General features: G+C 59.4%; 19 protein-coding genes. 9 read left to right on the top strand and 10 right to left on the bottom strand.

The features are described 5' to 3' along the window. Nucleotides 1–23: 23 nt before the first annotated feature. The 3 genes from groL to G3256_RS14245 all read right to left on the bottom strand — a co-directional run bounded on the left by groL (nucleotide 24) and on the right by G3256_RS14245 (nucleotide 2,855). Nucleotides 24–1,664 (bottom strand): chaperonin GroEL, encoded by a 1,641-nt coding sequence (groL, locus tag G3256_RS14235; protein WP_169641458.1) that lies wholly within the window; start codon nucleotides 1,662–1,664, stop codon nucleotides 24–26. 56 nt (nucleotides 1,665–1,720) lie between these two features. After that, nucleotides 1,721–2,008: a co-chaperone GroES gene (locus tag G3256_RS14240; RefSeq protein ID WP_169641459.1), complete on the bottom strand. Its 288-nt coding sequence runs from the start codon at nucleotides 2,006–2,008 to the stop codon at nucleotides 1,721–1,723. A 166-nt stretch (nucleotides 2,009–2,174) separates the two neighbouring features. Then, the gene (locus G3256_RS14245; protein WP_169641460.1) at nucleotides 2,175–2,855 is read right to left on the bottom strand and encodes a DUF2161 domain-containing phosphodiesterase; all 681 of its coding nucleotides are present in this window, start codon (nucleotides 2,853–2,855) and stop codon (nucleotides 2,175–2,177) included. A gap of 159 nt (nucleotides 2,856–3,014) precedes the next feature. Between G3256_RS14245 and G3256_RS14250 the strand changes: the two genes are divergently transcribed. The 7 genes from G3256_RS14250 to G3256_RS14280 all read left to right on the top strand — a co-directional run bounded on the left by G3256_RS14250 (nucleotide 3,015) and on the right by G3256_RS14280 (nucleotide 8,397). Further along, nucleotides 3,015–3,935 carry a manganese-dependent inorganic pyrophosphatase gene (locus tag G3256_RS14250; protein ID WP_169641461.1) on the top strand — a complete coding sequence of 307 codons (921 nt, stop codon included), beginning with the start codon at nucleotides 3,015–3,017 and terminating at the stop codon, nucleotides 3,933–3,935. A 74-nt stretch (nucleotides 3,936–4,009) separates the two neighbouring features. After that, entirely contained in the window at nucleotides 4,010–4,387 is a 378-nt protein-coding gene (locus tag G3256_RS14255; protein WP_169641462.1) for a DUF1294 domain-containing protein, read from the top strand. Nucleotides 4,388–4,465: 78 nt separating this feature from the next. After that, a complete protein-coding gene (locus G3256_RS14260; protein ID WP_169641463.1) occupies nucleotides 4,466–5,338 on the top strand; it encodes a TIGR01459 family HAD-type hydrolase in 873 nt (290 codons plus the stop codon). An 89-nt stretch (nucleotides 5,339–5,427) separates the two neighbouring features. Next, nucleotides 5,428–5,871, top strand: coding sequence for a MaoC family dehydratase (locus tag G3256_RS14265; RefSeq protein WP_169641464.1), 444 nt, complete (start codon nucleotides 5,428–5,430; stop codon nucleotides 5,869–5,871). 83 nt (nucleotides 5,872–5,954) lie between these two features. Next, a complete protein-coding gene (locus G3256_RS14270) occupies nucleotides 5,955–6,887 on the top strand; it encodes a bifunctional riboflavin kinase/FAD synthetase (protein ID WP_169641465.1) in 933 nt (310 codons plus the stop codon). Continuing rightward, nucleotides 6,884–7,354, top strand: coding sequence for a YcgN family cysteine cluster protein (locus G3256_RS14275; protein ID WP_169641466.1), 471 nt, complete (start codon nucleotides 6,884–6,886; stop codon nucleotides 7,352–7,354). The genes G3256_RS14270 and G3256_RS14275 overlap by 4 nt, the downstream gene beginning before the upstream one ends. Beyond that, nucleotides 7,354–8,397, top strand: a complete 1,044-nt coding sequence (locus G3256_RS14280) for a threonine aldolase family protein (RefSeq protein WP_169641467.1) — start codon at nucleotides 7,354–7,356, stop codon at nucleotides 8,395–8,397. Before G3256_RS14275 ends, G3256_RS14280 begins: the two co-directional genes overlap by 1 nt. Here the strand turns inward: G3256_RS14280 and G3256_RS14285 are convergent. Further along, entirely contained in the window at nucleotides 8,356–9,165 is an 810-nt protein-coding gene (locus G3256_RS14285) for an alpha/beta fold hydrolase (protein ID WP_169641468.1), read from the bottom strand. The genes G3256_RS14280 and G3256_RS14285 overlap by 42 nt on opposite strands. Continuing rightward, nucleotides 9,162–9,761 carry a 2-hydroxychromene-2-carboxylate isomerase gene (locus G3256_RS14290; RefSeq protein ID WP_169641469.1) on the bottom strand — a complete coding sequence of 200 codons (600 nt, stop codon included), beginning with the start codon at nucleotides 9,759–9,761 and terminating at the stop codon, nucleotides 9,162–9,164. The genes G3256_RS14285 and G3256_RS14290 overlap by 4 nt, the downstream gene beginning before the upstream one ends. A gap of 110 nt (nucleotides 9,762–9,871) precedes the next feature. Between G3256_RS14290 and G3256_RS14295 the strand changes: the two genes are divergently transcribed. Then, a complete protein-coding gene (locus G3256_RS14295) occupies nucleotides 9,872–10,891 on the top strand; it encodes a ribose-phosphate pyrophosphokinase (RefSeq protein ID WP_169641470.1) in 1,020 nt (339 codons plus the stop codon). Nucleotides 10,892–10,913: 22 nt separating this feature from the next. Here the strand turns inward: G3256_RS14295 and G3256_RS14300 are convergent, their stop codons facing one another. From G3256_RS14300 to G3256_RS14310, 3 genes are all read right to left on the bottom strand, one after another. Then, on the bottom strand, nucleotides 10,914–11,153 hold the full coding sequence (locus G3256_RS14300; protein ID WP_169641471.1) for a hypothetical protein: 240 nt from the start codon (nucleotides 11,151–11,153) through the stop codon (nucleotides 10,914–10,916). A 27-nt stretch (nucleotides 11,154–11,180) separates the two neighbouring features. Then, the gene (locus tag G3256_RS14305; RefSeq protein WP_169641472.1) at nucleotides 11,181–12,290 is read right to left on the bottom strand and encodes a serine/threonine protein kinase; all 1,110 of its coding nucleotides are present in this window, start codon (nucleotides 12,288–12,290) and stop codon (nucleotides 11,181–11,183) included. A 125-nt stretch (nucleotides 12,291–12,415) separates the two neighbouring features. Further along, nucleotides 12,416–12,580 carry a hypothetical protein gene (locus G3256_RS14310; protein WP_169641473.1) on the bottom strand — a complete coding sequence of 55 codons (165 nt, stop codon included), beginning with the start codon at nucleotides 12,578–12,580 and terminating at the stop codon, nucleotides 12,416–12,418. A 97-nt stretch (nucleotides 12,581–12,677) separates the two neighbouring features. On the opposite strand from G3256_RS14310, the gene G3256_RS14315 reads away from it, so the two are divergent. Then, complete coding sequence (locus G3256_RS14315) at nucleotides 12,678–13,562, top strand: LysR family transcriptional regulator (protein ID WP_169641474.1); 885 nt, start codon at nucleotides 12,678–12,680, stop codon at nucleotides 13,560–13,562. A 366-nt stretch (nucleotides 13,563–13,928) separates the two neighbouring features. Here the strand turns inward: G3256_RS14315 and G3256_RS14320 are convergent, their stop codons facing one another. Then, complete coding sequence (locus G3256_RS14320) at nucleotides 13,929–14,345, bottom strand: F0F1 ATP synthase subunit epsilon (RefSeq protein ID WP_169641475.1); 417 nt, start codon at nucleotides 14,343–14,345, stop codon at nucleotides 13,929–13,931. 13 nt (nucleotides 14,346–14,358) lie between these two features. After that, on the bottom strand, nucleotides 14,359–15,783 hold the full coding sequence (atpD, locus tag G3256_RS14325) for a F0F1 ATP synthase subunit beta (RefSeq protein ID WP_169641476.1): 1,425 nt from the start codon (nucleotides 15,781–15,783) through the stop codon (nucleotides 14,359–14,361). Nucleotides 15,784–15,801: the final 18 nt, after the last annotated feature.

Consider the following 15,801-nt stretch of genomic DNA (forward strand, 5'->3'; position numbering starts at 1 on the left):
GTTCATCCTGACGAGCAGGCAGCTTACATCATGCCGCCCATGCCGCCCATGTCGGGCATGCCGCCGCCACCGCCTGCGCCTTCTTTCGAAGGCTTATCAGCAACCATCGCCTCGGTTGTGATCAGCAGACCAGCAATAGACGCCGCGTCCTGAAGGGCTGTGCGCACGACCTTGGCAGGGTCAATCACGCCGAACTTGAACATGTCGCCATATTCTTCGGTCTGCGCGTTGAAGCCGAATTTCAGATCGTCGCTCTCGCGGATTTTGCCCGCGACGACGGAACCGTCCACACCAGCGTTCTCAGCGATCTGACGCAGGGGCGCTTCCAGTGCTTTGCGCACGATGGAAATACCAACGTTCTGATCATTGTTCGCACCTGTGAGACCTTCGAGCGTCTTACCGGCCTGAACCAGTGCCACACCACCGCCGACAACGATACCTTCCTGAACGGCAGCGCGGGTCGCGTTCAGAGCGTCATCGACACGGTCTTTGCGCTCTTTCACTTCGACTTCGGTCATGCCACCGACGCGGATCACAGCAACACCGCCTGCCAGTTTGGCAACGCGTTCCTGCAGTTTCTCACGATCGTAATCGGATGTGGTCTCTTCGATCTGAGTGCGGATCTGAGCAACGCGCGCCTGGATCTCGGCTTTCTCGCCGGCACCGTCAACGATTGTTGTCTCGTCTTTTGTGATCTGCACTTTCTTGGCAGAACCGAGCATGTCCATAGTCACGGACTCAAGCTTCATGCCGAGATCTTCGGAGATCACCTGGCCGCCTGTCAGGATCGCGATGTCCTGCAGCATGGCTTTGCGACGGTCACCGAACCCGGGTGCTTTCACAGCCGCAATTTTCAGACCACCGCGCAGTTTGTTAACAACCAGAGTGGCCAGTGCTTCGCCTTCGACATCTTCTGCGATGATCAGAAGCGGCTTCTGAGACTGAATTACCTGCTCGAGGAGCGGCACCATGGGCTGCAGCGAAGACAGTTTCTTCTCGTGCAGCAGCACGATGCAGTCTTCCAGCTCTGTGGTCATTTTGTCGGCGTTGGTGACAAAGTAGGGGCTCAGGTAGCCGCGGTCGAACTGCATACCTTCGACGACGTCGGTCTCTGTTTCCAGGCCTTTGTTTTCCTCGACGGTGATAACACCCTCGTTGCCAACCTTCTGCATCGCGTCGGCGATCTGCTGGCCGATTTCGGTCTCGCCGTTTGCGGAAATGGTGCCGACCTGTGCAACTTCTGCACTGTCATTAACTTCGCGCGCTGCCGCTTTGATCGCTTCGACGACTTTGATGGTCGCCAGATCGATGCCGCGCTTGAGGTCCATCGGGTTCATGCCCGCTGCGACAGATTTCATGCCTTCTTTGACAATCGCCTGCGCCAGAACGGTCGCTGTAGTGGTGCCGTCGCCGGCTTCGTCATTGGTGCGGCTGGCCACTTCTTTGACCATCTGCGCGCCCATGTTCTCGAACTTGTCTTCCAGTTCGATTTCCTTGGCTACAGAAACACCGTCTTTGGTGATGCGCGGTGCGCCGAAGGATTTGTCCAGAACCACGTTGCGGCCTTTCGGGCCCAGCGTGACTTTGACCGCGTCTGCCAGGATGTTCACACCCTTGAGCATTTTGTTGCGGGCATCTGTGTCAAATTTGACTTCTTTTGCCATCTTGTTTTCTCCTCTTGAGAATTGCGTTGAAGCGAAGGATCAGAGCAGCGCAGGGCTTACTCGATGATCCCCATAATGTCGCTTTCTTTCATCATCAGCATTTCCTGACCGTCGAGTGTGACCTCGGTACCGGACCATTTGCCGAACAGGATCTTGTCGCCTGGCTTCACAGCCATTTCGATCAGCTCGCCGCTGTCCTTGCGTGCACCTTCGCCGCAGGCAACAACTTCACCCTCTGAGGGCTTTTCCTTTGCGCTTTCGGGGATGATCAGCCCGCCAGCAGTTTTCTCTTCGCTTTCGGTGCGCTTTACCAGCACGCGGTCATGAAGCGGTTTCAATGCCATCTTTGTAGCTCCTTAAGGCTCAAAGTTTCTCCCTGACGGCCGGTCTGATGCTTCAGCCCCGTGCCGCCGTTATCACTCGGATGGTGTGAGTGCTAACGGCGCATAGCTAGGCAAGCCGGCAGGGCGTGTCAACCACGGGATCGGGAAAAATTTCCTCGTTTCGGGATCAGTCTGCGCCGAGAATGCGGCCTGAGGCGGCGACCGCTTCTGCACCTGCGGGTCTGAGCCCGTAGACTCCTTTTTCCACACGCTCAAACCAGCCGTAATGATCATCGGCCATCATGCGCGTCGCCTTCGCCACACCGGTCTCACGCGCGACATCCGAGCCTTTGCTGGCACCGGCTTCATAAAGAAAAAGCGCAAGTTTCAGAGCATCCTGACGGTACGCCGTCACCAGCCCGGCGCGGGTCTGCCCGCCCTCATTGGGATCACCGGACCGGCGGGCGAATTCGCGCAGCAGTGCGTCCCGGCGTTTGGGTGATTTACGCGGCGCGTAGGGTCCGGGGTCACAATGCACCTCCACCAGACCATCTTTTGCCCGCACCGTGATCAGACCAAGCCCCAGCCGCCGGGCGAGCGCCCTGTTGTCTTTCAGCGCCCGCGCAAACCGCTTCCCCGGCTGACGCGCCACCGCCATATAGACGTCATCAGAGCTTGAAAGCCGAGCCACGCACTGGTGAAAAAGCGCCAGCGAGAACCCCAGCTTCAGTTCAACAATGACCGGCGGCTCCCCGCCCCGCACCGCCATTACGTCAACGGCGCCGACCTCTGCCTTCACTGTATAGCCCTGCTCTTCCAGAAAGGCTTTGACCGGCGGGTAAAGATCAGTTTCGCGGGGTTTGCTCATCGGCACCTTATCCGGGGTCTGCGGCTCTTGCAGTCTGGCCCGGGTCAGCCCCCTGGCGCAAGCCCCGCGCCAGCCGGCCTGAGCACCAGAGACCGGGGTGACATCCCGGACACCCATGCTATAAGGCCGGCGAATTCGAACACCTCAGAAAGTACACTTATGACAACGCTTGTTTTTGGCCATAAATCTCCGGACACCGACAGCACCGGCTCCCCGATCATCTGGGCGTGGTATCTCAACCAGATCAAAGGCATTGAGGCAAAGCCCGTCCTGCTTGGTGAACCCAATACAGAAGCGCTTTTCATGCTGGACCGGTGGGACCTCGACAAGCCTGAGATCATTGAAAGCGTGGCGGCTGATGCACCCGTTGTGATCGTGGACACCAACAACCCCGCAGAGCTGCCCGAAAATATCAATGATGCGGATATTCAGGCGATCATCGATCACCACAAACTGGTCGGGGGGCTTGAAACGAAGGGTCCGATTGACATCCGCATCGAGCCGCTGGCCTGTACCGCGACCATCATGTGGAAGATGATCGGCAAAGATCTGGCGCAGATGCCCGCGAGCGTGAAAGGGGCGATGCTGTCGTGCATTCTGTCAGACACACTTGAGTTCCGCAGCCCGACCACAACCAACGAAGACAAGGCAATCGCCTGGGATCTGGCGCAGGATCTGGACGTCAATATCTCAGAGTACGCCGCCGAAATGTTCGCCGCGAAATCGGATGTGTCGGCCTTTACCGAAGCTGAACTGCTGCGGATGGACAGCAAGGAATACGAGATCGCCGGCAAACAGTTCCGGGTCTCCGTGCTCGAGACGACATCGCCCGGGCAGGTTCTGGATCGCAAAGGTGCTCTGATGGACGCCATGCCCGGCGTGGCGGAAGCGGACGGGGCCGATCAGGTGCTGCTCTTTGTCGTCGATATTCTCAACGAGGAAGCCACTCTGCTGGTGCCCAACGACCTTGTGAAATCCGTGGCCGAAAAGAGCTTTGGCGTGCAGGTTGAGGGCGACACCGTCGCACTGCCAGGCATCATGAGCCGCAAAAAACAGATCATCCCGAATCTCAAAGTCTGACAAGATAAGTAATTCGGACCCCGACAGGTCCGGATTGCCATGACACTGCTACTTTTTTGGTGTCGACACCCCGGATGCACCATCTGATTTTTCCTGGATGTATTCTCCTCATGAATGTTACAGCCTTCACACTTTTTCAGGTGGACAAGGCTAACGCTGTCCAGGGGCTATCGCGCGTACCTGAGAAGGTTCTGCTTGCGTTTGCATTCTTTGGCGGCTGGCCTGCTGCAAAACTTGCGCAACACGTTTTCGGCCACAGAACGAAAAAACAACCCTTTCGCTCACAACTCAACAGGATCCCGCTGATCTGGCTGGGCTTCATTATGTTCTTTGGCCTGATGTCCTGGTCTCACACCCTGTCATTTGAGCTTTTCAAACCCACTGTTACGCCCGAACTGTGGTTTCAGGAAAACCGCCGGACACCTCGATTTTTCCAGAGCGTCTCTGAATGACGTTGCCGGTTTATGCTGGTGAATTTTGACGCAGTATTCCATAAATCCGGCAGTTGATTTTTCCCGCAGGTGCCTTTGATGACCCGTATTATCAGTTCTCTTTCCGAAGTTTCTTCTCAGTACGACGCGCTTTTCGTTGATCTCTGGGGCTGCGTGCACAACGGCGTCAAGGCGCTGCCAGGCGCGGTGTCCGCATTGCAGGAGTATCGCGCGGGGGGCGGTAAGGTCGTTCTGGTCACCAACTCGCCCCGGCCCCGCGCCGGCGTGCGTAAGCAACTGGTGCACTTTGAGGTGCCGGATGATGCCTGGGACACAATCGCGACCTCGGGTGACAGCGCGCGTTCGGCGATGTTCCGCGGCGCTGTGGGTGAGAAAGTCTGGCACATCGGACCACCCACCGATCTGAAATTTTTCGAGCCGCTGAAGCTTCTGGAAGATCCGGCTGATATCCGGCGCGTCGAGCTTGAGGACGCCGAAGGCATGGTGTGCACCGGACCGTTTGACAGCCTCGCTGACCCCGCGGTGATGCGCCCCCGGTTTCTGCTGGCCAAGCAGCGTGGTCTGAAACTCCTGTGCGCTAATCCCGATATCGTGGTTGACCGGGGCGACGTGCGCGAATGGTGCGCTGGTGCGCTGGCGCAGCTTTATACTGAAATGGGCGGCGAAAGCCTGTATTTCGGCAAGCCGCATCCGCCGGTTTATGATCTGGCGCGCCGCAGGCTGTCTGAGCTGGGCACGGATGTGCCCGACAGCCGCATTCTGGCGATAGGCGACGGCATTCTGACGGATATCGCCGGGGCAATGGGCGAAGATCTCGATTCGCTTTTTATTTCGGGCGGGCTGGCGGCAGCTGAGACCAGGACATCGCAGCAGCCTGACCCTGAGGCGCTAAACGATTATCTTGAAAAGGAAATGTCCAGCCCGACTTATACAATCGGTCACCTGCGCTGACATTCGGCATTTCCAATTTTCTGCGTTTGCAAAGTAATTAAATTTCAAGTAGCATGCCCCAAACGTCAGAAAATTACCGGAAGAATGACATGCTGGATAATCTGCCCCGCGGTACGATCTGCATCGAAGACATCGAAATGGGCATGTCCCGCGCGCTTCAGAAAGTGGTCACCGACCAGGACATCGAGATGTTTGCGCAGATCTCCACCGATCATAATCCGGTACACCTCGATGATGATTATGCGCGTGACACCATTTTCGAAGGACGCATCGCGCACGGGATGCTGACCGCGGGCCTGATCTCTGCTGTCATTGGCGAACAACTGCCCGGGCACGGCACCGTGTACCTTGGACAGTCGCTGCGGTTTCTTGCACCGGTGCGCCCCGGCGATCTGGTACACGCCGAAGTCACCGTAACGGACATCGATCCGGCAAAACGCCGGGTGCGGATGGACTGCCTGTGCTCTGTGGATGGCAAAAAGGTGCTCGTTGGCGAGGCAACGGTTCTGGCGCCTTCGCGGAAATTCGACTGATCCGGCACAAAGCCCGCACGGGCGGGCGGCCAAAACACGCGCCACGGCTTGCGTGCCGCGCGCCCTGACGCTACCCAAGGCGGATGAAGACCCTCCGGGATTATCAGTTTGTCGACCCCAAAGACCGCGGCGCCAGCGCGGCAATCGGGAATTTTGACGGTGTGCATCTCGGGCACCAGTCGGTCATTGCCCTTGCCCGCAAGGTTGCACCCGCCGCGCCGCTGGGCGTGCTGACTTTCGAGCCGCACCCGCGCGTCTTTTTCGCCCCCGATGCGCCGCCCTTTCGCCTGATGAGCCGCGAGGCCCGCGCCAGCCGCCTGGAAAAGCTTGGTGTCGAATACCTCTTTGAGATGAACTTCAACGCCGCACTGGCCGCCCTCGCGCCTGAGGATTTTGCGCAGCGGGTGATCGCGGATGGCTTTGGTCTGAGCCATGTGATCATCGGCGCCGATTTCTGTTTTGGCAAAGGGCGTTCCGGCACAGCACAGGATCTTGCGGATTTCGGCGAAAAGATGGGCTTTGGTGTCACCATCGCCGATCTGATTGAACGCTCGGACAAGACCATTTCGTCAACCGCGATCCGGCGCGCACTTACTGAGGGTGCGCCGCGGGATGCCGCTGCAATGCTGGGTCACTGGCACCGCATCGAAGGGCCCGTGATAGGTGGCGAACAGCGCGGACGCGAACTCGGGTACCCCACGGCCAATATGTCCATAGACGGGCTGCATCCACCGGCCTTCGGCGTCTATGCGGTGCTTGTCGATGTGCTCAGCGGGCCTCATGCGGGCATTTATCATGGTGTGGCCTCTGTGGGCGTCCGGCCGATGTTCGGCGAAAACCGACCCAATCTTGAGACCTTCATCTTTGATTTCACCGGCGACATCTATGGCGCGCAACTGTCTGTCGCGCTGATCGAGCATCTGCGGCCCGAAGAAAAATTCGACAGCCTTGATGCGCTCATCACGCAGATGGATGCCGACAGTGAACGCGCCCGCGGGATCCTGGCGGCCCTATGAGTGATCCGATCAACCGCACCGGCCTGCGCCACCGCTTCTGGGAACGCAAGCCTCTGAAAAATATGAATCAACATGAATGGGAAGCGCTCTGCGACGGCTGCGGAAAGTGCTGCCTGAACAAGCTCGAAGACGAAGACAGCGGCGAAGTAGCTCTGACGCGGATCGCCTGTCGTCTGCTGGATGATGAAAGCTGCCGCTGTTCGCAATATGAGATCCGGCACCAGTTCGTACCCGACTGTATCGTGCTGCGGCCTGATAATCTGGACACGCATGCCTACTGGATGCCTGAGACATGCGCTTACCGGTTGCTCTGGCAGAAAAAGCCGCTGCCCGACTGGCACCCGCTGATCAGCGGCACCCCGCAGTCGGTCCATGACGCGGGCGTCTCGGTGCGCGGCATGACGCTGAGCGAGTTCGACATTCCCGAGGATGAATGGGAAGAATACGTGATTGAGGAGCCCGTCTGATGTTTTTTGCCTCTGACAATGCGGGGCCTGCGCACCCGCAGGTGATGCGCCATGTGACGGCTGCCAACGAGGGCTATGCCCTGCCCTATGGCAATGATCCGATCATGGACGGCGTCCGCGAGACCATCCGCCATATCTTTGAAGCACCCGAGGCCGCGGTTCACCTCGCCGCAACAGGCACGGCGGCCAATGCGCTGGCGCTGGCCTGCTATTGCCAGCCGTTTGAGACGGTCTTCTGCTCGCCGGTGGCCCATATCCACGAGGATGAATGCAACGCGCCCGAATTTTACACGGCCGGGGCCAAGCTCACGCTGGTGCCGGGCGGCGACAGGATGCTGCCCGAAGACCTGCGCCGGAGTATCACCGCAGAAGAAAGCCGCGGTGTGCACGGGCCCCAGCGCGGGCCGGTCTCGATCACCCAGGTAACGGAACGCGGCGGGGTCTACAGCCTGCAGGAGTTGCAGGCGCTCACGGGCGTTGCGCGCGAGCACGGCCTGCCGGTGCACCTGGACGGCGCGCGTTTTGCCAATGCGCTGGTGGCTCTGGGCTGCTCTGCGGCGGAGATGACCTGGAAATCAGGCGTGGATGTGGTGAGCTTTGGCGGCACAAAAAACGGCTGTCTGGGCGTCGAAGCGGTGGTGCTTTTCGATCCCGCTAAGGCCTGGGAGTTTGAGTTGCGTCGCAAACGCGGGGCGCATCTTTTTTCCAAACACCGTTATCTTTCCGCGCAGATGGCAGGCTATCTGGAAGACGGCCTGTGGCTGGAGACGGCGGCACTGGCGAATGAGCACTGCCGCCGGCTTGCGACAGGTCTGCGTGAGCGCGGCGCGCAGTTCCTGCATGAGCCGGAGGCCAATATGATTTTCGCCGCCTTCCCGCGTCGCGTCCACCAGGCGCTGCATGACGCGGGTGCGATGTATTATATCTGGGAAGGCACGCTGGAAGGCGATGATCCGGACGAGATGCTGGCCGCACGTCTGGTCTGTGACTGGTCAGTGAGTTCAGACCAGATCGATACCTTTCTCAGCCATCTCGATATGTGATCGGATCGCATCGGCGACGGCCTGCGGGTGCGTCAGGGGCGCCATATGACCTGCCTGTGCGATCGTCACCTCGCGGGCATCCGGCAGGCGCTGCGCGAGGGCTGCATTAATATGTCCTGTAACATCAAGGCTTTGCGCCCCGCGCATCATCAGCACCGGCACCGTGATCCGTCCGAGCCTGCCGGGGCGCAGCAATCCGGGACTGTCATCAAAGATCATGGGCGATTGGGCCGGCACCAGATGCATGCGGTCGATCATGTAGTCCTGCGCTGCCGCCGGAATATCGGCCCAGCTGGAGCCGTCGCCCCAGGCGCGGTTGAAAAGGCGCGCGGCCTGCGTCATGTCGCCGGCTGTCAGAGCTTCACTGTAAGGGGCGGCCTGCGTGTCATGCGCGGCGAGAGCCGCAGGATTATCCTGGGCCAGCACAACGAACCAGACAGGCTCGATCAGCGTCAGGCTGCGCACAAGGTCTGGATTTTCGACAGCCAGACGCAGCGCGACAGTCGCGCCAAAGGAATGTCCTATCAGATGAACACCAGTGCCCAGAAAAGAGCGCGCCAGATCGGTGCAGAAGTCGTGAAAATCGCCCCGCCCGTCCCAGTCCGGGCTGCGGCCGTGACCGGGCAGATCGCAGGCGGTGAGCGTCAGCTGTGAATTCAGCGCCGCACCCACTCCACGCCAGGCACCGGAATGCCCCAGCGTGCAATGGATGGCGAGCGCTGCAAGTGGTCCCACACCGAAGGTACGCGAAAAGGCCTGAAGGCTCACAAATCGCCGGCGAGATGCGCATCCAGATCGTCAATCCGGTCCTGCCCCCAGAACCTCTGGTCCCCGTCGGTGATATAGAACGGCGAGCCGAAGACACCGCGTTCCACAGCCTCTTCGAGGTTGGCGGCATAGGTCTCGGCTCCGGTCAGCATACCGCTGTCCGCCAGTGCCGGATCAAAGCCGGCCCCTTTCAGGCACGCGCGGATCACATCATCCTCAGCGATATTTTTCTCTTCGGCCCAGCACGCACGCAGCAGCGCATGACACAGCCCGCTGAGATCTCCGCCGCCCGCGTTCTGAGCGGCGATCACCGCATAGGAAGACGGCGCCTGATTGGTCGGCCAGTGGGCGGGTTTGAGATTAAACGGCATATCCGCCTTCTTCGCCTGGCGCACCAGTTCCTGTGCGCGGTAATCGATCCGGCTGAAATGGCGGTCTTTCGGCGGCGTGCCACCGGTGCGCGCGAAAAGCGCCAGCACATCAAGCGGTTTATAGGTGATTGTCGCACCATGTTTTTCGGCGACTTTTTCAGCCCGGTTCCCGGCCAGGTAGGCATATGGAGAGATCGTCGAGAAAAAGAGGTCGATATGCGCCATTTCGGGCTCCCTGATGCGGTGTGGTTCTTTGCCGATTGGTAAGGCCGTGTTAGGTGGTGTCAACATCACGATTCTGTCACATTGCGTGCCGCTGCCCAGGACCTGCCCTTATGCCTCAGCATCAAGAACCGAAACTGATCTCCGGAAACGCAAACATGCCGCTGGCCCAGGCCATCGCAAGGCGCATGTCAATGCACCGGGGCATGCAGGTGGGCCTCGTCGATGCCCGGGTGGAACGGTTCAACGATGGTGAGATCTTTGTCGAAGTGTTCGAGAACGTGCGCGGCGAGGATATGTTTATCCTGCAGTCCACGTCGAACCCGGCCAATGACAATCTCATGGAACTGCTGATTATGGCGGATGCGCTGCGCCGGTCCTCGGCGGCACGCGTCACTGCCGTCCTGCCCTATTTCGGCTATGCCCGTCAGGATCGCCGCACCAAGGCACGTACACCGATCACCGCCAAGCTTGTGGCGAATATGCTCGTCGGCACCGGCATTGAACGGGTGCTGACGATGGACCTGCATGCCGCGCAGATCCAGGGATTCTTCGACATCCCCGTCGACAACCTTTACGCCTCGCCGATCTTTGCGCTCGACATCAAAACGGAATTCAGAGACCGGATGGGCGAGCTGATGGTGGTCTCCCCCGATGTGGGCGGTGTGGCCCGGGCGCGTGAACTCGCCAAGCGGATCAACTCACCACTCGCGATTGTTGACAAGAGACGCGAAAAACCCGGTGAGGTTGCGGAAATGACAGTGATCGGTGATGTGACAGGTAAAACCTGCCTCATTGTGGATGATATGTGTGATACGGCCGGCACGCTCTGCAAAGCGGCTGAGGTGCTTCTGGAGAACGGTGCGAAAGAGGTGCATTCCTATATCACCCACGGCGTGATGTCCGGTCCCGCGGTAGAGCGGGTCACCAACTCGGTCATGAAATCGCTGGTGATCACCGATACGATTGCGCCGACCGACGAGGTCAAAGCAGCGCACAATATCCGCGTTGTGCCGACCGCTCCGGTCTTTGCCCAGGCGATCCTGAATATCTGGAACGGCACTTCTGTCTCGTCGCTCTTTGAGGCCGAAACGCTGAGCCCGATTTACGACGGCATGTACGCAGCCGAATAAGCCATCGTCGCATGCAGCCCGGTCAGGACCAGCGGATCAGACCGATGATCGCCGAGGACGCATAGAAAAACTGCAGGATCAGAAATGCCCAGCGGCGGTCGATGACTGCCCAGGCTGCAAAGAGCAGTGCTGAGACCAGAAGCAAAGCAAAGCCGGTGATCTCGTTGCCCGTGTTCGAGGCAATCAGCATCGCATAGAGAATGGCGAGCCCGGAGCCCAGCCATTCAAAGATAGTCGTCAGTTTGCGTTTTTCAGAGAACAAGAGCCCCGTTCCTTTCCCGGTCCGGCATCACAGATGCGGAAAATAGTCTTCGCAGGTGCCCTCACGGTACACATCCGCCGTGCAGCAGTGCAGCCCGCCACCAAAGGCATAGGCGTCGCGCAGTTCCACTTCGACAACTTCCAGACCCAGCCTGTCCATCTGTTCGGCCTGATACACCTCGGATTTCTCAACACAGACTGTCCCATGGTCAAGCACAAGCACGTTCATGCTGAGCCAGACGGACGAATAGCAGAGCGGCGGCGGCTGGTTATGCGCGGGCTGTGCAGCATCCACAATGTCCCAGCCGTTTTTCTCAAACATGTCGCGCTGCTCTTTTGGCAGACGCCGCTGCGGATTGTTGAGGATCAGGCCCGGGCGCAGGGGCGTGAAGGTCGCATCAATATGGATCGGATAGGGATCGCCCGGAAAGTTCACCGCATGAACACGGTGTTCCGGAAAATGCCGCCGCAGCCACTCAATACCCTTCAGATTGGTGGTGAACCCGTGTTGCACCACGAGATCGCGCCCGAACCGAAGCACATCCGCCGCGTCGAAAAGCGGCTCCTCTTCGGTCGTGACGAAAAACTTCTCCGCCGCCCATTGCAGCCGCTTTTCCACACCGATTTTGTCGCTGAGGTAATCGGGATGGTAATCCGCATCCGTCAGCCGCGGTTTCGGCGCGCTTTCGTGGCGGAACTTCGGATCTTCCTCGAAATATTTCTGCATCAGTGGCCGGTAATTCAGATACTCAAACCAACGGCAGCGATAAGACATCGTCGCCTCCAGCATCTCCGAGCCCACGGTCAGCAGAACGTCGCGCGGGGGCATGCAGCCAAACTGACTGTCCGTATGGAAATCGGGTGTGCTCGCAGGCAGCGCATGATTGATCGGCACGGGCCGGTCGACACGGATGCCACGTGCCCGAAGCTGCCCAGCGAAAGTATCGAGCAGCTCATTCGCCCGGTCGATGGTTTCCTGCGGACGCCTGCCCCACTGACCGCGCATGTCGCTGTCTTCGGGCACCTTGGCCTCAAGCGCAGGTTCCGCGGGCGGGATGTGACAATCATCTGCCCGCCCAACAATCACGTGGCGCAGCGGATCCCATTCGTTCCAGCTGTTAACGACGGTTTTGTGCATTTCCTGCGCTCCTGACTGAGATGCTCCGACACGTATCCGGGTGTTGATAGGAGCATTGTGCGGTGGGCTCAAGCCGTGACACGACAGGGGTGTGCCTGCCCCCCCCTGTCGTGTGTGTGGGCGGCTCAGCGGCGGACCCACGTTGCAGGGGCGCGCCAGCGAAATCCGCTCCTGGCGCTGCGCCGGTCGGCTTCGGCCAGAAGACCCGTATCTTCAGGCGTGTGGTGCCGGTAGCCCCAGACATCCTCGCGGGTTGCGGTTCTGAGTGTAGATGAAAGAATTCCGAACATGTTGCTCTCCTGATTTTCGCGGTATAACCCCTGATAAGCTACATATATGCCTTCAGGCAAAACAGTATGATTGATAATATATAAGTCAGGCTAACATATGAACTGGTCGGGAATTCCTTCGCTTGCGGCGCTGCGTGCATTTGAGGCTGCCGCACGGCACCAGAGTCTGAGTGCTGCGGCTCGCGAGCTTAACGTGACCCACGCGGCTATTGCCCAGCATGTCCGCGCACTGGAAGAAGATTTTTCCGAAAGTCTGCTGGTCCGGCAGGGACGCGGCGTTGCGCCGACAGCGGCGGGTCTGGTGCTCGCCGGGCGCCTGAGCGAGGGCTTTCAGAGCATTGCAGATGCCGTCGATGACCTGCGCACGCAGGGCGCTAACCGGCCGCTCAACATCACCGTGACGCCGACCTTTGCCGCCAGCTGGCTGATGCCGCGGATCGGTGATTTCTGGGCAAAACATCCTGAGGTGCGGCTGAACATAAATCCGGGTGTTGAACTGGTTGATCTGCGGCGTGACGGGTTTGATCTGGCGGTGCGATATGGTGAGGGCGACTGGCCACGGCTTGATGCTGAATTGCTGACAGAGGCGCAGTATCTGGCGCTGGCGCATCCGGACCTGATTGGAGACCGTGTGGTCACAAAAGTGTCTGACCTTACCGATCTGCCCTGGCTGCTTGATAGCAACGTCATGGAAAGGCGCCGGATCATCGAGCAGGAAGGCATTGATCTCGACACGGTCAAAGTCACTACACTCACAACCAATGATCTGACGCTGTCGGCGGCTGTTGCGGGTCTGGGCGTGACCTTTCAACCAGGCTCGCTGGTGGAGCGGGAGATCCGCTCAGGACAGCTTAAACCGCTCGCCGCCCTGCGCGAGCGCGGTCTTGGGTATCATCTGGTGACGGTTCCGGGGCGGATGCATCCGGGTCAGCGGGTGTTTATGTCATGGCTGCGCAAGAAGGCGCGCGAGAGCCAGCCCTGAGCAGCCTTTCTTGCAGCGGGGGCGCAACAGTGACCGGCGACGGGGCTGAAAACCCACTTCATCGCCGGTAAAAGACTGAGTTTATTTCCTTTAATCCCACCGACCCGCATTTCACATCACTGTCCAGGTCAGTGAACAGAGATCAGCGCTGAGAAATACCGGAGGCCACGTCAATCGTGGCGCCCGCGCCTGCAGGCAAAGGTTCCGCTACCGAGCCACCCACCACCGCGAAAAGGCTGGAAAAACCGGGCGCATTAAACTCATAGCGGAGCCACTCTGATGGCCCGCGGCCTTGCCGGGCCTTACCCGGCCATACAAAAAAGCCCCGCACTCAGGCGGGGCTTTTGATTTCATCCAAAGGCGCCGTCAGACGCTAATGTGATCACCCACGGCAACCATGTCCGCGAGCAGCTTGGCCGCGTCATCCACCGGCCCTGGCTCGTTTTCAAAGGTCTCTTTGGCGCGGTTGAGGGCCTCTTCAGCCTCTTTCACCATAGCCTCGTGGTGTTCTCTGGTCATGTCACCTTTGGCAATCGCGCGCTCTGCGAGCACCGAAATGCTGTCGGCACTGATCTCGGCAAAGCCCCCTGTAACGACATACTCGGATGCGCCGTCGGGTCCTTCCACGCTCAGGACGCCGGGGCGCAGCGTGGTGATGGTGGGCGCGTGACCCGCCATCGCCGTCATATCGCCGTCGGCGCCCGGAATCTGCACGGAGGTGACCCGCGCAGAGGCAAGCAGCCGTTCCGGGGATACCAGGTCGAACTGGACTGTATCTGCCATGTCTCAGAGCTCCTTAAGCGGCGTCTGCCGCCATTTTTTCGGCTTTGGCTTTCACTTCGTCGATGCCGCCGACCATATAAAAGGCGCCTTCCGGCAGGTGGTCATAATCGCCGGCCACAACCGCTTTGAAGCTTTCGATGGTCTCTGTGAGCGGCACCTGTTTACCGTCAGCACCGGTGAAGACCTTGGCCACGTCGAATGGCTGGCTGAGGAAACGCTGGATTTTACGCGCGCGGGCAACGGTGAGTTTGTCCTCTTCGCTGAGCTCGTCCATGCCGAGAATCGCGATGATATCCTGGAGTGACTTATAGCGCTGCAGGATCCCCTGAACGTCACGGGCGACCTGATAATGCTCTTCGCCTACAACCGCAGGGTCCATCAGGCGCGATGTGGAATCGAGCGGGTCAACGGCCGGGTAGATGCCCAGCTCGGAAATCGCACGGGAAAGAACCGTCGTAGCATCGAGGTGCGCAAAGGATGTCGCAGGCGCAGGGTCGGTGAGGTCATCCGCAGGCACGTAGACGGCCTGCACGGACGTAATGGAGCCCGCTTTGGTCGAAGTGATACGCTCCTGCATCTGGCCCATGTCAGTGGCCAGCGTCGGCTGATAGCCCACAGCGGAAGGAATACGGCCCAGAAGGGCGGACACTTCGGAACCGGCCTGTGTAAAGCGGAAAATGTTGTCGACGAAGAAGAGAACGTCTGTGCCCGATTGGTCACGGAACTGCTCAGCCAGCGTAAGACCGGTCAGTGCCACGCGCATACGGGCTCCGGGAGGCTCGTTCATCTGGCCATAGACCAGCGCCACCTGGGAGTTCTCGAGGTTTTCAGGATCAATCACGTTAGATTCGATCATCTCGTGGTAGAGGTCGTTGCCCTCTCGGGTCCGCTCACCCACACCGGCGAACACGGAATAGCCCGAGTGCACCTTGGCGATGTTGTTGATCAGTTCCATGATGAGAACGGTTTTACCCACACCCGCACCGCCGAAGAGACCAATTTTACCGCCCTTGGCGTAGGGGGCCAGCAGGTCGATCACTTTGATGCCGGTTTCCAGCACTTCGGAGGTCGTGGACTGCTCAGCGAACTCAGGCGCCGGCTGGTGGATGGAGCGTTTCTCATCCGCGTTCACGGGGCCTTTTTCGTCAACGGGCTCGCCCACGACGTTCATGATCCGGCCGAGGGTTGCGTTGCCCACCGGGATCGAGATCGGTCCGTCGGTGTCGGTCACTTTCTGACCGCGCACGAGGCCTTCGGTTGAGTCCATCGCGATGGTCCTGACGGTGTTCTCGCCAAGGTGCTGGGCCACTTCGAGCACCAGCCGGTTGCCGTGGTTTTCGGTTTCCAGCGCGTTCAGAATCTCGGGCAGGTGATCCTCGAACTGAACGTCGACGACCGCGCCGATGACCTGTGTAATTTTGCCTAACGCATTTGCCATGTCGTTTCTCCGGTATGT

This window comes from Roseobacter ponti (genome assembly GCF_012932215.1).
Taxonomy (GTDB): Bacteria; Pseudomonadota; Alphaproteobacteria; order Rhodobacterales; family Rhodobacteraceae; genus Roseobacter; species Roseobacter ponti.

What these genes read in the sequence shown, in the direction of transcription:
- groL (WP_169641458.1), bottom strand. Translation starts at nt 1,664, where the DNA reads ATGGCAAAAGAAGTCAAATTTGACACAGATGCCCGCAACAAAATGCTC.
- G3256_RS14240 (WP_169641459.1), bottom strand. Translation starts at nt 2,008, where the DNA reads ATGGCATTGAAACCGCTTCATGACCGCGTGCTGGTAAAGCGCACCGAA.
- G3256_RS14245 (WP_169641460.1), bottom strand. Translation starts at nt 2,855, where the DNA reads ATGAGCAAACCCCGCGAAACTGATCTTTACCCGCCGGTCAAAGCCTTT.
- G3256_RS14250 (WP_169641461.1), top strand. Translation starts at nt 3,015, where the DNA reads ATGACAACGCTTGTTTTTGGCCATAAATCTCCGGACACCGACAGCACC.
- G3256_RS14255 (WP_169641462.1), top strand. Translation starts at nt 4,010, where the DNA reads ATGCACCATCTGATTTTTCCTGGATGTATTCTCCTCATGAATGTTACA.
- G3256_RS14260 (WP_169641463.1), top strand. Translation starts at nt 4,466, where the DNA reads ATGACCCGTATTATCAGTTCTCTTTCCGAAGTTTCTTCTCAGTACGAC.
- G3256_RS14265 (WP_169641464.1), top strand. Translation starts at nt 5,428, where the DNA reads ATGCTGGATAATCTGCCCCGCGGTACGATCTGCATCGAAGACATCGAA.
- G3256_RS14270 (WP_169641465.1), top strand. Translation starts at nt 5,955, where the DNA reads ATGAAGACCCTCCGGGATTATCAGTTTGTCGACCCCAAAGACCGCGGC.
- G3256_RS14275 (WP_169641466.1), top strand. Translation starts at nt 6,884, where the DNA reads ATGAGTGATCCGATCAACCGCACCGGCCTGCGCCACCGCTTCTGGGAA.
- G3256_RS14280 (WP_169641467.1), top strand. Translation starts at nt 7,354, where the DNA reads ATGTTTTTTGCCTCTGACAATGCGGGGCCTGCGCACCCGCAGGTGATG.
- G3256_RS14290 (WP_169641469.1), bottom strand. Translation starts at nt 9,761, where the DNA reads ATGGCGCATATCGACCTCTTTTTCTCGACGATCTCTCCATATGCCTAC.
- G3256_RS14295 (WP_169641470.1), top strand. Translation starts at nt 9,872, where the DNA reads ATGCCTCAGCATCAAGAACCGAAACTGATCTCCGGAAACGCAAACATG.
- G3256_RS14305 (WP_169641472.1), bottom strand. Translation starts at nt 12,290, where the DNA reads ATGCACAAAACCGTCGTTAACAGCTGGAACGAATGGGATCCGCTGCGC.
- G3256_RS14310 (WP_169641473.1), bottom strand. Translation starts at nt 12,580, where the DNA reads ATGTTCGGAATTCTTTCATCTACACTCAGAACCGCAACCCGCGAGGAT.
- G3256_RS14315 (WP_169641474.1), top strand. Translation starts at nt 12,678, where the DNA reads ATGAACTGGTCGGGAATTCCTTCGCTTGCGGCGCTGCGTGCATTTGAG.
- G3256_RS14320 (WP_169641475.1), bottom strand. Translation starts at nt 14,345, where the DNA reads ATGGCAGATACAGTCCAGTTCGACCTGGTATCCCCGGAACGGCTGCTT.
- atpD (WP_169641476.1), bottom strand. Translation starts at nt 15,783, where the DNA reads ATGGCAAATGCGTTAGGCAAAATTACACAGGTCATCGGCGCGGTCGTC.